Source organism: Microbacterium sp. MYb54 (assembly GCF_002979515.1).
GTDB lineage: Bacteria > Actinomycetota > Actinomycetes > Actinomycetales > Microbacteriaceae > Microbacterium.
Genome location: NZ_PCPA01000009.1, coordinates 120930 through 133833 on the forward strand (window position 1 = coordinate 120930; position 12904 = coordinate 133833).

At 67.5% G+C, this 12904-nt stretch carries 11 protein-coding genes and 1 tRNA gene; 2 read left to right on the forward strand and 10 right to left on the reverse strand.

Annotated features, from left to right (window positions below; all coding sequences use genetic code 11):
• Positions 1-28 precede the first annotated feature (28 nt).
• The 6 genes from CQ040_RS11745 to serS form a co-directional block, all read right to left on the reverse strand.
• Positions 29-1672 (reverse strand): glycoside hydrolase family 13 protein, encoded by a 1644-nt coding sequence (locus CQ040_RS11745; RefSeq protein ID WP_181156898.1) that lies wholly within the window; start codon positions 1670-1672, stop codon positions 29-31.
• Between the two features lie 187 nt (positions 1673-1859).
• On the reverse strand, positions 1860-2864 hold the full coding sequence (locus tag CQ040_RS11750) for a LacI family DNA-binding transcriptional regulator (RefSeq protein WP_028502055.1): 1005 nt from the start codon (positions 2862-2864) through the stop codon (positions 1860-1862).
• Positions 2865-2927: 63 nt separating this feature from the next.
• On the reverse strand, positions 2928-4169 hold the full coding sequence (locus tag CQ040_RS11755) for an LCP family protein (protein ID WP_105526388.1): 1242 nt from the start codon (positions 4167-4169) through the stop codon (positions 2928-2930).
• Between the two features lie 50 nt (positions 4170-4219).
• Positions 4220-4304, reverse strand: a tRNA-Ser gene (locus CQ040_RS11760).
• A gap of 42 nt (positions 4305-4346) precedes the next feature.
• On the reverse strand, positions 4347-5168 hold the full coding sequence (locus CQ040_RS11765) for an HAD family hydrolase (protein ID WP_105526387.1): 822 nt from the start codon (positions 5166-5168) through the stop codon (positions 4347-4349).
• Positions 5165-6481 carry a serine--tRNA ligase gene (gene serS, locus CQ040_RS11770; RefSeq protein WP_105526386.1) on the reverse strand — a complete coding sequence of 439 codons (1317 nt, stop codon included), beginning with the start codon at positions 6479-6481 and terminating at the stop codon, positions 5165-5167. Before serS ends, CQ040_RS11765 begins: the two co-directional genes overlap by 4 nt.
• Before the next feature lie 106 nt (positions 6482-6587).
• On the opposite strand from serS, the gene CQ040_RS11775 reads away from it, so the two are divergent.
• A complete protein-coding gene (locus CQ040_RS11775) occupies positions 6588-7586 on the forward strand; it encodes a diacylglycerol kinase family protein (RefSeq protein ID WP_105526385.1) in 999 nt (332 codons plus the stop codon).
• Between the two features lie 19 nt (positions 7587-7605).
• On the opposite strand, the gene CQ040_RS11780 is transcribed toward CQ040_RS11775, so the two are convergent.
• The 3 genes from CQ040_RS11780 to CQ040_RS20710 all read right to left on the reverse strand — a co-directional run bounded on the left by CQ040_RS11780 (position 7606) and on the right by CQ040_RS20710 (position 10099).
• Complete coding sequence (locus CQ040_RS11780) at positions 7606-8331, reverse strand: hypothetical protein (RefSeq protein ID WP_105526384.1); 726 nt, start codon at positions 8329-8331, stop codon at positions 7606-7608.
• Positions 8332-8378: 47 nt separating this feature from the next.
• Positions 8379-9839 carry a cardiolipin synthase gene (gene cls, locus CQ040_RS11785; protein ID WP_105526383.1) on the reverse strand — a complete coding sequence of 487 codons (1461 nt, stop codon included), beginning with the start codon at positions 9837-9839 and terminating at the stop codon, positions 8379-8381.
• A gap of 86 nt (positions 9840-9925) precedes the next feature.
• Positions 9926-10099, reverse strand: coding sequence for a hypothetical protein (locus tag CQ040_RS20710; protein ID WP_021198192.1), 174 nt, complete (start codon positions 10097-10099; stop codon positions 9926-9928).
• A 112-nt stretch (positions 10100-10211) separates the two neighbouring features.
• Here CQ040_RS20710 and CQ040_RS11795 point away from each other — a divergent pair, with 112 nt between their 5' ends.
• Positions 10212-11330, forward strand: a complete 1119-nt coding sequence (locus tag CQ040_RS11795) for a DUF4192 family protein (protein ID WP_105526381.1) — start codon at positions 10212-10214, stop codon at positions 11328-11330.
• 34 nt (positions 11331-11364) lie between these two features.
• Here the strand turns inward: CQ040_RS11795 and lysS are convergent, their stop codons facing one another.
• Positions 11365-12897: a lysine--tRNA ligase gene (lysS, locus tag CQ040_RS11800; protein WP_105526380.1), complete on the reverse strand. Its 1533-nt coding sequence runs from the start codon at positions 12895-12897 to the stop codon at positions 11365-11367.
• Positions 12898-12904: the final 7 nt, after the last annotated feature.

The following is a 12904-nucleotide window of genomic DNA, read 5'->3' on the forward strand; positions in this document are numbered from 1 at the left end:
CATGTGGTGCTGATCGGGTGGTGCAGGGTTACTTCGGCGCTCGGGAAGAGCGCTCGGGAACGGCTCGGAGCGAGAGCCAGGCTGTGGAGTCCGGGGGCAGCAGTGCGTCCAGAGGAGCGCTGGCGAGAAGCACCTCGTGGTGTGCCGGCAACGGCACCGGCACGGCTCCGAGGTTGGTGATGCTGAGGGTGCCGTCGCCCCGACGGAAGGCGAGCACATCGGCGCCGAGCTCCAGCCACTCGAGGTCGCTGCCGGCGAGATCGTCGACACGGCGGCGCAGCGCGATCGCTGCGCGGTAGAGGTTCAGGGTCGAATCGGGGTCCGCATCCTGCGCTTCCACCGTGAGCCCGGCCCACCCCTCCGGCTGCGGAAGCCACGGGTCGCCTCCGAAGCCGTAAGGGGTGGATGCTCCGGCCCACGGCAGCGGCACCCGGCATCCGTCCCTCCCCGGATCGACCCCGCCGGAGCGGAAGTGCATGGGGTCCTCGATCGCATCGAGGGGCAGCTCCACCTCGGGAAGCCCGAGCTCGTCGCCCTGATAGATGTAGAGGCTTCCCGGCAGCGCAGCCACGAGCAGTGCCGCGGCGCGGGCTCGCTGCGCTCCTCGCGCCGCATCGGTAGGGGTGCCGAACCGCTTTCGCTCGAACGCGAACGAGGAGTCGGCCTGTCCGTATCGCGTGACCGGTCTGGTGATGTCGTGATTCGAGAGCACCCACGTCGCGGGAGCGCCGACGGGCTCGTGTTCCGCGAGCGTGCGGGTGATGGATTCGCGCATCGCGCGCGCACTCCACGGCTGCGTCATGAACCCGAAGTTGAACGCGGTGTGCATCTCGCCAGGGCGCAGGTAGCGGGCGAAGCGCTCGGCGTCATCGAGCCACACCTCACCGACGAGCACCCGCTCGCCGTCGTACTCGTCGGCGACGGCCCGCCAGCCGCGGTAGATGTCGTGCAGCTCGTCGCGGTCGATATGGGGATGCCCGGCGGTCGGAGCAGAGCCGGGCGGGAGGTCGGGCAGCGTCCGATCCTTGACCGGAAGCGCCGCGGAGTCGATGCGCACGCCCGCGACCCCGCGGTCGAACCAGAAGCGGAGGACGTCTTCGTGCTCGCGACGAACGTCGGGGTGGTTCCAGTTCAGGTCCGGCTGCTCAGGGGTGAACAGATGCAGATACCACTCGCCGTCGGTGCCGTCCGGGTTCTGCGTGCGCGACCACGTCTCGCCCTGGAAACTCGACACCCAGTTCGTCGGGATGCCGTCGCCGTGCTCACCACGGCCGGGGTGGAACCAGAAGCGCTCGCGTTCAGCACTGCCGGGGCCTGCTGCGAGCGCCTGCTGGAACCATTCGTGCTGATCCGAGATGTGGTTGGGGACGATGTCGACGATGGTGCGGATGCCGAGTTCGAGGGCTTCGACGATCAGCTGCTCTGCCTCCGCGAGCGTGCCGAACCTCGGGTCGATCTGCCGGTAGTCCTGCACGTCGTAGCCGCCATCGGCGAGCGGGCTCTGATACCAGGGCGTGAACCAGAGCGCATCGACGCCGAGGCTCTTCAGGTACGGGAGCCGCGAACGCACACCCGCGAGGTCGCCGGTGCCATCGCCGTCGCCATCCGCGAAGCTGCGCACGTACACCTGGTAGATGACGGCCGTGCGCCACCACCCCTCGCCCGCAGGCATGGTCAGGGCACGGGCGGGTGCCGCGCTTCGCAGAACTTCAGTGTCCACGGAACTCCTCGTCGTCGATGGCGATGAGTCGAATGTAGCTTTTCCGCGCACATCGCGCAAGAACTAAACAAGATGTTGGAATTTTGCGATCATTTGCGGGCATGCGAAAGGCCGGCCACCGGGCCGGTGCGGCGTGGGATCAGCTCAGCGGCCCCGTGGAGGCCCGCAGCACCAATTCAGGCTCGAACAGCAACTCATCGCTCGGCTGAGAGGTGCCGGCGATCTGCGCGAGCAGCAGGGCTATCACGGCTCGCCCCATCGACTCGATCGGCTGCCGGACCGTCGTCAAGGGCGGCTCGGTGCAGCTCATCAGCGCCGAGTCGTCGAACCCGACGATGCTCACATCTCCCGGCACCGACAGACCGGCCCGGCGAGCCGCACGCACGGCGCCGAGGGCCATCGGATCACTGGCGCACACGATCGCCGTCGCCCCGGCCGCGAAGAGGCGCGAGGCCCCCGCCTGCCCCGACTCGAGCGAGTACATGCCACGCACCACGAGGTCGTCGGACAACGGCGCGCCGAGCGACGCGAGCAGACGGCGAGCTGACTCGAGTTTGCGGCGCGAGGGAACGTGATCCTCCGGGCCGAGCAGCAGACCGATCCGGCGATGCCCCAGCTGGTGCACGTGCAGCACCGCCTGCTCCGCGGCGGCGGCGTCGTCGGTCGACACCGTCGCGAAATGGAGCTCCGGCACGCGGGCGTTGACGAGCACGGTCGGCAGATTCACCTGGCGCAGCCGCTCATAGTGCTGATGCGCGGCATCGGCCTGCGTGTAGTTCCCACCGAGGAAAATGACGCCGGACACCTGCTGAGCGAGGAGTAGGTCCACGTAATCCGACTCCGTCACTCCCCCTGCGTTCTGGGTGCACAGCAGCGGCGTGTACCCGTTCTGGGTGAGCGCACCGCCGACGATCTCGGCGAACGCGGGGAAGATCGGGTTCTGCAGCTCCGGGAGCACGAGTCCGACGAGGCGGGCGCGCTCACCCCGCAGCTTGGTCGGACGCTCGTAGCCGAGCACGTCGAGCGCGGTGAGGACCGCCTGCCGCGTGGCCACGGAGACACCGGGCTTCTCATTGAGCACACGGCTGACCGTCGCCTCACTCACACCGACCTTGCGGGCCACCTCTGCCAGTCGTTTCGACATGGAGTCAGTGTACGCAAGTTCTTGCAAGAGCACGCAAGCAGTTTGCGTGCTCTTGTGAGGGACTCAGCGGACGTTGCCGTTGGAGCAGGTCTGCTGAGCGGCCGAGTTGCCCTTGATCGAGTCGGGGAGAGCCACCACGTTGTCCGGAGTCGCCGCGGGATCCGGAGTCGCTGCCGGGTCCTCGACAGGCGCCGTCGGCTCCTGCACGACGACACCGTCGTTGTTGTTGTTCTCATGCGTGATCTGCAACTGCGCATTGGCCTCGAGCGCATCCCACAGCGCCGAGGCGGCGGTGTAGTTGGGAACGACCTTGTTCGGGTCGGCGGAGTCCGCCCCGTTCGGGTACTGCACGAAGACGATGTCCTCGAACGGCACCGACTTGACCGCGAGAGCGATCTGGACGAGCGTCATCGGGTTCGTGAGCGACTCGCTCGGCTCGAGGTTCTGGATGGCGGTGTTCGCGAGCTTCAGCATCACGGGAACGTTGCCGAGCACTTCGCCGCTGATCATCTTGCGCGCGAGGCTCGACATGTACTGCTGCTGGTTTCCGATGCGGCCGAGGTCGCTGCCGTCGCCGACTCCGTGTCGCGTGCGCAGGAACTGGAGCGCCTGGAGCCCCTCGATCGTGTGCGTGCCCGCGGGCATGTCGAGACCCGTGTAACGGTCCTTGATCGGATTGGCGAGGCAGACGTCGACTCCACCGATCGCATTGGTGATCTCGATCACACCACCGAAGGTGACGCCCGCCGCGAACTGGATCTCCTGGTCGGTGAGTTCGGAGATGGTCTTCACGACGCAGTTCAGGCCGCCGTCCGTGTAGGCCGTGTTGAGCGGCTGCTTGCTCATCGCGGAGGTGGCGTTGCCGTTCTTGTCCGTGCAGGACGGGATCGGGACCATGAGGTCGCGCGGGAAGCTGACGACCGTGATGCGGCGCGGCTCCTGCGAGACGTGGACCAGCAGGTTCACGTCGTTGAGCGTTCCCTCGGCATCCGCGCCGGTGCATCGCGCCCCGAAGAGATCCTTGTACTTCTCTTCGCAGGTGTCGACCCCGGTGAGCACCATGTTGAAGCCGCCCTCGTACTCGCCGATGTCCGGCGGGATGGGGTCCTGGCCCTCGATCTCGACGGCGTTCGCAGAGACGGTGCTCGAGAGGTCGTAGAACACGTAGGCACCGACACCGAGACCGCTCACGAGCACGACCGCGAGGCCGATGGCGATGAACTTCAGCAGCTGGCCGAGCGTGCCAGGAGTGCCCAGCTGACCGTGGCGCGCGATCGTGTGACGGCGTCGGGTGTTCTGGCTCACTCGGGTCCTTTCGGATTCAGCGCTGGCGTCGAGACACCGTGCTCAAAATGCGGAGGGTGTGGGATTCGAACCCACGAGACATCTCTGCCCACTGGTTTTCAAGACCAGCTCCATCGGCCGCTCGGACAACCCTCCCGACAGACGCTTCTGTCGACCAGGCGTGAGTCTAGCCGAGTTCTATTCTCCTGCGCTGACCTGGGCGGGGGCTGGTAGCGTGTCGAGCGCCCGCGCGAGGCCCCCGTCGGCGACGTCGGCCGTGACCTCTCCGGCGGCATCCTTCACTACGTCAGGGGCCTGCCCCATCGCCACGGCCCGCCCACCGAGCGCTCGCGCCCAGCCGAACATGCCGATGTCGTTGCGTCCGTCCCCTGCGACGAGGATGCGACCTTCATCGAGGCCCAACTCGGTGCGCACCTGCTCGAGCGCCGTGCCCTTGTCGACACCCTGCGGGGCGATGTCCAGCCACGCCGTCCAGCCGATCGCATAAGAGACCTCGTTGAGGCCGGCATCCGCCACCAGGCGGTGGAAGTCGTCTTCGTCGTGGCCGGGAGAGACGACCACGATGCGCGAGACGGGCAGCGCGCCGAGCTCGGCGAAGTCGACCTGCCGGCCCCCGTCGAGCGTCCAGTCGTCGAGCTGCTCGGTGAACAGCCGCTGTCCCGAGGCGAGCTCGACCATGTACCTGGCGTCCGGCAGCCGGTCGCGCAGCAGAGCGAGAACGGGAGTCGGATCGAACGTCTCGACGTTCCAGCGCTCCCAGTCATCGCCTGAACGACGCATCGTCACGGCACCGTTGGAGCACACCACGTAGTCGGCAGTCAGGCCGAGCTCCTCGACGTAGCGTCGAGTGGCCATCCAGCTGCGGCCGGTCGCGATGGTGACCACATGCCCGGCATCGCGCACCCGGGCGATGGAGGCGGGCACGCCGGGACTCATGGTCTCGTCCTGCAGCAGGATCGTCCCATCGACGTCGAGGCCGACCAGCCAGGGCCCCGTCATCGGATGGCCCGCCCCTGGGCGAGTGGTTCGATCACTTCGAGGCCGCCGAGATAGGGGCGCAGCACCTCGGGAACGCGCACGGAGCCGTCGGCCTGCTGGTGAGTCTCGAGAAGGGCGACGATCCAGCGCGTGGTGGCGAGCGTGCCGTTCAACGTGGCGACATGCTGCGTCTTCGCCGTCACCTGCGCCGTGGCATCGGCCGTGTCGACCACCGGGCGGTACCGCACATCGAGACGGCGTGCTTGATATGTCGTGCAGTTCGAGGTCGAGGTGAGCTCGCGGAACGCGCCCTGGGTGGGCACCCAGGCCTCGATGTCGTACTTGCGGGCGGCGCTCGAGCCGAGATCCCCCGCCGCGACGTCGATCACGCGGTAGGCGAGGCCGAGCGAGGTGAGCATCTCCTCCTGCAGCGCGACGAGGCGCAGGTGCTCTGCCTCGGCCTCCTCCGCCGTCGTGTAGACGAACATCTCGAGCTTGTTGAACTGGTGCACCCGGATGATGCCGCGGGTGTCCTTGCCGTGCGATCCGGCTTCGCGGCGGTAGCAGGTCGACCAGCCCGCGTAACGGAGGGCGCCGTCTGCGAGGTCGACGATCTCGTCTTTGTGGTACCCGGCGAGCGCGACCTCGCTGGTGCCGACGAGGTAGAGATCGTCGTCCTTGTCGAGGTGGTAGACCTCATCGGCGTGCTCGCCGAGGAAGCCGGTGCCCTGCATGATCTCGGGACGCACGAGGGTCGGGGTGATCAGCGGCACGAAGCCGTTCTGCAGCGCCTTGTCGAGCGCGAGGTTCATCAGCGCGATCTCGAGGCGGGCGCCGATCCCCCGAAGGAAGTAGAAGCGTGCACCCGAGACCTTGGCGCCGCGCTCCATGTCGATCGCCCCGAGGAGCTCGCCGAGTTCGAGGTGATCCTTCGGCTCGAACTCGAAGGCGGGCACGTCGCCGACGCGGCGCAGCTCGACGAAGTCCGCCTCGCCGCCGGCCGGGACGCCGTCGATCACGATGTTCTCGATCCGCGCGAGGGCAGAGGCTGCCACCTCCGCAGCCTCGTTCGCGGCGTGCTGCGCCTGCTTGACACGCTCGGCGAGATCCTTCGCCTGCGCGACGAGCGCGGCCTTCTCGTCTTTGGGCGCCTTCGCGACCTGCTTGCCGAAGGCGTTCTGCTCGGCGCGCAGCTCCTCGAAAGCGGAGAGCGCGGCCCTGCGCGATCGATCTGCCTCGACTGCGACGTCGACGGTGCTCTGGTCGTTTCCACGAGCAGCCTGCGAACGGCGGACGATCTCCGGATTGTCGCGGAGGAATGCGAGGTCGATCATTCACCAAGTCTACGGGGAACGCCCCACGGCGCCGGATGTCGCACTCGCCCGGAGCGACCCGCTCCAGGTCGCCGATCCCGGGCGCATCGAGGAATAGAGTAGCGCCATGACCACCAGCGCCTCCGTCCTGCGACAGGCGGCGCTCGTCTACAACCCGACGAAGGTCGACGGCAAGCATCTGCGTGCCACCGTGCGCGATCTCTCGCGCGAATCCGGGTGGGAGCATCCGGCCTTCTATCCGACGACGATCGAGGACGCCGGGCAGCAGGCCACGGCTCAGGCGCTCGCCCGTGGCGTGGACGTCGTGCTGGTCGCCGGCGGCGACGGGACCGTCCGAGCGGTCTCGGAGGCGATAGCGAACACCGGAGTGCCGTTGGCGATCCTGCCCAGCGGCACCGGCAACCTGCTCGCACGCAACCTCGGACTCCCCCTCGGCGACCCGTCGGAGATGATCCGGGCGGCCCTCGGCGACTTCCGGCATCCGATCGACATCGGCCGCGCCCGTCTGACGCGCCAGAACGGTGACGAGGCCGAGCACGCCTTCGTGGTGCTCGCAGGGATGGGGCTCGATGCCGACATGATCGCGAACACCCGCTCTGATCTGAAGAAGTCCGTGGGATGGATCGCATACGTCGACGGCGCCGCCCGCTCGCTGCCGCGCGCGAAGCCGTTCCGTGCCGTCTATCAGATCGACGACGGGCGGCTGCATTCGCACCGCGCGTACAGCCTCCTCTTCGCGAACTGCGGCACCCTCCCCGCCGGCATCTCACTGATCCCCGACGCGTCCATCACCGACGCCGCCCTCGACGTCGCCGTCATCCAGCCCACCGGTATGTTCGGTTGGTTCGGGGTGTGGCGGAAGATCTGGTGGGACAATTCCGTGCTGCGCCGCTTCCGAGCCGGACGCCGTGTGCTCGAACGTCGCGGCAAGAACGCCTCGGTGCACTTCTTCCACGGCGCTGCAGCGGAGGCCGCTGCGCCCGACCCCGTTCCGATCGAGCTCGACGGCGACGAGTTCGGCGAGGCCGTGCGCCTCACCTGTTGGGCCGATCCGGGAGCCCTGCTCCTGGCGCTGCCTACCGGCCACCCCGTGCACCTGCTCTGACCGCCGAGCGGCGATCGGGCTAGCGAACCTCGACCGTGCCGTCGAGGCCTCCGCCGACCAGAGTCAGGGTGAAGGTGCCATCGTCCTCGACGGTGTCGTCGCCGAAGTCGAGCATCGTCGCGCGCGGCGCCATGTCCATCGTGCAGACCTGGTTCGCGTCGGTGACGAAGGTCGCCGTTCCGGCGTTGCCCGAGCCCTCGAGCGACTCGACGACCGGCGGGCAGGAGGAGGATCCCCAGGTGAGCAGTACGAGACCGCCGTCGTCGAACCAGCCGGCGGAGGGGAGGTACTCGGTCGAGGTTCCCGGCGTGCCGGTGGCTGCGGGGTCACCGTCCAGGTCGACGTCGTCGGCGATGTCGCCGTAGGTGACGTTCAGCGTGATGTCAGCGGTGGGATCCACACCCTCCGGAAGAGCGCCGACGCTCGCCCGTGGTGAGAAATCGGCCGTGCAGACCTTGTCAGCGCCGTCGGTATCGACGAGCGACACGGTGACCGTCTGCCCCTTCGCCGAGACCTGATCGACCTGCGGCACACACGACGACGAGCCCCAGGTGATGACGGCGAACATCCGACCGTCGTCGAGCAGCGCCCCTTCCACATCGTTCTGGTCATCGACGTTGCCCGCGCTCGGCGCCGGCGAGCTGGTCGGAGTCTCCGACCCCGGCCCCGTGGTGCATCCCGCGACGAGGAGTGCGGCGGCGACGAGGCCGACGACGGACACGAGAGGGCGAAGCACGGAGGTCATGCTCACAGGGTAGTGCGCACGACGATCCCCGGGATAGCCCGCAGCGGCTACTGCAGAGCAGAGGTGAGACGGGCGAGGTTGTCGAGCACGGTCGAACGCAACGGCTGCTGCATCCATTCCTCCAGCGTCAGCTCACGGCTGAGGGAGCGGTACTTGTCCTCGACCTCGCGCATCTCGGCGACGAATTCCTCGCCGCGCACCAGCATCGAGACCTCGAGGTTCAGACCGAACGAGCGCATGTCCATGTTGCTGGATCCGATGACGGCGACCTCGTCGTCGATGGTCAGCGTCTTGGTGTGCAGGATGTACGGCTTGCGATACATCCAGATGCGGACACCCGCCTTGAGGAGCACCTCGTAGTAGCTTCGCTGGGCGTGGTAGACCATCGCCTGATCGCCCTCTTCCGACACGAAGAGCTCGACGTGCACACCGCGATCGACGGCAGCGGTGACCGCGAGCAGCAGCGCCTCGTCTGGAACGAAGTAGGGGCTGACGATCATGATCTTCTTCTTCGCCGCATAGAGCAGGGCGAGGAAGAGGCGGAGGTTGTTCTCGACTTCGAACCCGGGCCCTGACGGCACGACCTGGCAGTCGAGGTCGCCGGAGCCGATCTCGGCATGAGCGATGTCGATGCCCTCCAGAACGGTGTCGGTCTCGCTGTACCAGTCGGCGACGAAGATCGCGTTGACGCTCAACACGACAGGTCCGTCGATGCGGACCATGAGGTCGACCCAGTGCAGACCGCGCTTGATGTTCTTCGGCAGGTTGTAGGTCGAGTCGGTGACGTTCTGCGACCCGACGAAGGCGATGCTGCCGTCGACGACGAGGAGCTTGCGATGATTGCGCAGATCGGGTCGCTGCATCTTGCCCTTGAGGGGCTGCACCGGGAGCATGAGGTGCCAGTCCGCGCCCATCGCATTGAGCCTCGCGAGGGTCTGCTTGTAGCGGGGCTTGCCGCGGTTGGCCCAGTGGTCCAGGAGCACCCTGACCTCGATGCCACGCGCGGCGACCTCTTCGAGCGCCCGGAAGAAGTTGTCGGTGGCCGTGTCCGACTGGAGGATGTAGAACTCGACGTGCACATACTTCTGCGCTGAACGGATGGCCTCGGCCATCGCATCGAGCGACTCCTGGTAGTCGGAGATGAGATGCGCGCCGTTGTCACCCGAGAGCGGCAGGGCGCCGAGCCTCTGGTTCATCTGCACGATCGGGCCGAACCATGCCGGAGCGTTCGGCCGCAACGTGCCGAAGTGCAGATGCTCGCTGGTCTCGGCGATGTACTCGTTGATCTGGTCCTGCTTGCGCCGGCGCACACGGGGAAGCCGCGGGTTGCCGATCACGAGGAACAGGAAGACTCCGACGTACGGGATGAAGAAGACGGCGAGGAGCCATGCCATCGCGGCCGTGGGGCGACGGTTGCGGGGGATGACGATGATCGCCGTCACACGGATGACGAGGTCGAGCGCCACGAGGAATGCGGCGATCCACCATCCCCAGGTCTCCGCAGTCATCGTGCCCCCTCGCCACCGCAGTGACCATCACATCTGCAGCGCACCGGAGCCGGCGCGCTGGCTTCACAGTAGCGGATGGGGTGCGCTCAGGCGCGCGGCGGGAGGCCCCGCGCGGCGCGCTCCTCGGCCTCGATCTGCGCGTGCACCTTGCGCTCTGTCCGGTCGAAGCGGAGGATGCCACGGACCACGAGGAAGAACACGATGCTCACCCCGACGGTCGGCAGAAGCGACCACGCGGCGGCGAGCCAGAAGTTGTCCATGATCCCATGGTACGCGAGCCACTCTTCGTGCACATTCCGCGCGCACCGGGATCTGCGTCCACAGAACCGCTTTTCACGTTCGGCGGGCCGCGCGTTCGACCACACTCTCGGGATGACAACAGTTCTCCGAGCCACCGATTCCGCCGCTTTCCTCAGCATCGTCCCCTCTCTCGCGGGCTTCACACCTCGTCGGAGCATCGTGCTCCTCCCGTTCCGCGGCAGTCGCACCGACGGGGCGATGCGCCTTGATCTCCCCCACGACGACACCGACCTCGAGGTGTATGCCGATGCGGCGGTCGGCCTTGTCGCGCGCGTTGCCGGAACGGACGCCGTCGCCGTGGTCGTGTACACCGACGACGAGTCGCACCTCACGCGCGACGGCCTCGTCCTCCCGCACGCGGTCGCCGTCGACGAACTCCTGGGCTGTGCCGAAGATGCCGGGCTCCGCGTGGTCGATGCTCTCTGCGTGACGCCGTCCGGATGGTCCAGCTACATCGAGGAGGAGCCTGAGCTCGGCTCGCTCGCGGAGATCTGCAGCCCGCCTGATCTACCAGTTGTGGGCGATGTCTCCGGAGACCAGTCGACGGGGGCTGAGCTCCCGACGGTCGATCTCGCGGAGAAGGAGCGAGTCGGGCGCGCGTCGATCGAGCTCACCGCTCTGCTCGATGCGACAGGACGAGGGCGGCTGACCGGTGGGGAGAACCCGCAGCTGATCGCCGCCGTCGTTCTGCTCGAAGACGTTCCGGCCTTCTTCGAATCAGTGCTGGCGGCACCCGACGAGCTTCCCCCGTTCGCGACAGCGGCATTGCTGTGGTGCTTGGAACGATCTCTGCTGCGCGACGTCGCGATCGCTCAGTGGGCGACCGACCTCGCCGGCGGTATCCGCACGCTCGATGCCCAGACAGAGTTCGCGAAGTCCGGCGTGATGGTCCCCGAAGACGTGGGGCAGGTGTTCCTCGGCCGGGGCCCGACTCCCGACACCGACCGTCTGCGGAGCGCCCTCTCCGTCGTCCGAGAGGCGGCAGCTCGGGCTCCGCGATCCGCGCGATGCGCACCGCTCACCGCTGCGGCGTGGCTGTCCTGGGCGCTGGGACGCGCCAGCCATGCCGGTCGGTACCTGGAGATGGTGCGCGAGATCGACCCTCGCTACTCCCTCGCCGTGCTCCTGGAGACGATGATCGGCGCGGCGATGCTGCCGGAGTGGGCGTTCCGACGAGGCCCGGCGGAGTGACCGCCGGGCGCGGTGGACTACTTGACCCGTCGGACTACTTGACCAGGGGGAAGAGGATGGTCTCGCGGATGCCCAGACCGGTGATCGCCATCAGCAGACGGTCGATCCCCATACCCATCCCGCCGGAGGGCGGCATGCCGTGCTCGAGCGCCCGCAGGAACTCCTCGTCCACCGGCATCGCCTCGACGTCGCCGCGAGCCGCGAGCTTCGCCTGCTCGACGAAGCGCTCACGCTGGATCACGGGGTCGACGAGCTCGGAGTACCCGGTCGCCAACTCGAAGCCGCGGATGTACAGGTCCCACTTCTCCACCACACCGGGAATCGAGCGGTGCTCGCGGACCAGGGGTGAGGTGTCGACCGGGAAGTCCATCACGAAGGTCGGACGAACCAGATCGCCCTTCACGAAGTGCTCCCACAACTCCTCGACGAGCTTGCCGTGAGTGGCCTGCGGCGGGAGATCGACGTCGTTCGCCTCGGCGAAGGCGATGAGGTCTTCGACAGCATCCTGCGGAGTGACGGTGCGACCGGAAGCGGCCGAGAGCGACTCGTACATCGAGATGCGGTCCCACTCGCCACCGAGGTCGTAGTCGGTTCCGTCAGCCCAGGTCACGGTCGTGGAGCCTGCGACCGCGATCGCTGCCTTCTGCACGAGCTCCTGCGTGAGTGCGGCCATCTGGTTGTAGTCGCCGTAGGCCTGGTAGGCCTCCAGCATCGCGAACTCGGGGCTGTGAGTGGAGTCCGCCCCCTCGTTGCGGAAGTTCCGGTTGATCTCGTAGACCCGCTCGATACCGCCGACGACCGCGCGCTTCAGGTAGAGCTCCGGCGCGATGCGCAGGTACAGCTCGGTGTCGAACGCATTCGAGTGGGTGACGAACGGGCGAGCAGAGGCCCCACCGTGCTGCACCTGCAGCATCGGGGTCTCCACCTCGAGGTAGTCGTGGCTCGTGAAGGTCGAGCGCAGGCTCGCGTTCACCGCAGCACGAGCGCGGACCGTGGTGCGCGCCTGCTCCCGCACGATCAGGTCGAGGTAGCGGCTGCGCACGCGCCCCTCCTCGCTGAGTTCGGAGTACGCGTTGGGGAGCGGAAGGATCGCCTTCGAAGCGATCGCCCAGTCATCGGCCATGATCGACAGCTCACCGCGGCGGCTCGAGATGACTTCTCCGTGCACGAAGACGTGGTCTCCCAGATCGACGTATTCCTTCCAATCCGCCAACGACTCCTCGCCGACGTTCGCCAGCGAGATCATGGCCTGGATGCGCGAGCCGTCGCCCGCTTGCAGGGTGGCGAAGCAGAGCTTGCCGGTGTTGCGGCTGAAGACCACACGACCGGCGACCCCGACGATCACGCCGGTCTCGGCCCCCGCTTCGAGCTCGCCATACTCGGCGCGCAGTGCAGGAATGGTGTGTGTCACGGGCACGGCGACCGGGAACGCCCCGCCACCCGCATCAGCCCGCTTCTCGATCAGACGCTCGCGCTTGGCGAGTCGCACGGCCTTCTGCTCGTGTACGTCTTCTTCGAGGGAAGGATCGGTCGAGGCCGATTCGGGCGCGGCGGACGCGTCAGTCATGTGCGGG

Coding starts and splice junctions, on each gene's coding strand:
- CQ040_RS20710 (WP_021198192.1), bottom strand. CDS start 10,099: ATGGACAACTTCTGGCTCGCCGCCGCGTGGTCGCTTCTGCCGACCGTC.
- CQ040_RS11775 (WP_105526385.1), top strand. CDS start 6,588: ATGACCACCAGCGCCTCCGTCCTGCGACAGGCGGCGCTCGTCTACAAC.
- CQ040_RS11780 (WP_105526384.1), bottom strand. CDS start 8,331: ATGACCTCCGTGCTTCGCCCTCTCGTGTCCGTCGTCGGCCTCGTCGCC.
- cls (WP_105526383.1), bottom strand. CDS start 9,839: ATGACTGCGGAGACCTGGGGATGGTGGATCGCCGCATTCCTCGTGGCG.
- CQ040_RS11750 (WP_028502055.1), bottom strand. CDS start 2,864: ATGTCGAAACGACTGGCAGAGGTGGCCCGCAAGGTCGGTGTGAGTGAG.
- CQ040_RS11745 (WP_181156898.1), bottom strand. CDS start 1,672: ATGCCTGCGGGCGAGGGGTGGTGGCGCACGGCCGTCATCTACCAGGTG.
- serS (WP_105526386.1), bottom strand. CDS start 6,481: ATGATCGACCTCGCATTCCTCCGCGACAATCCGGAGATCGTCCGCCGT.
- CQ040_RS11795 (WP_105526381.1), top strand. CDS start 10,212: ATGACAACAGTTCTCCGAGCCACCGATTCCGCCGCTTTCCTCAGCATC.
- lysS (WP_105526380.1), bottom strand. CDS start 12,897: ATGACTGACGCGTCCGCCGCGCCCGAATCGGCCTCGACCGATCCTTCC.
- CQ040_RS11765 (WP_105526387.1), bottom strand. CDS start 5,168: ATGACGGGGCCCTGGCTGGTCGGCCTCGACGTCGATGGGACGATCCTG.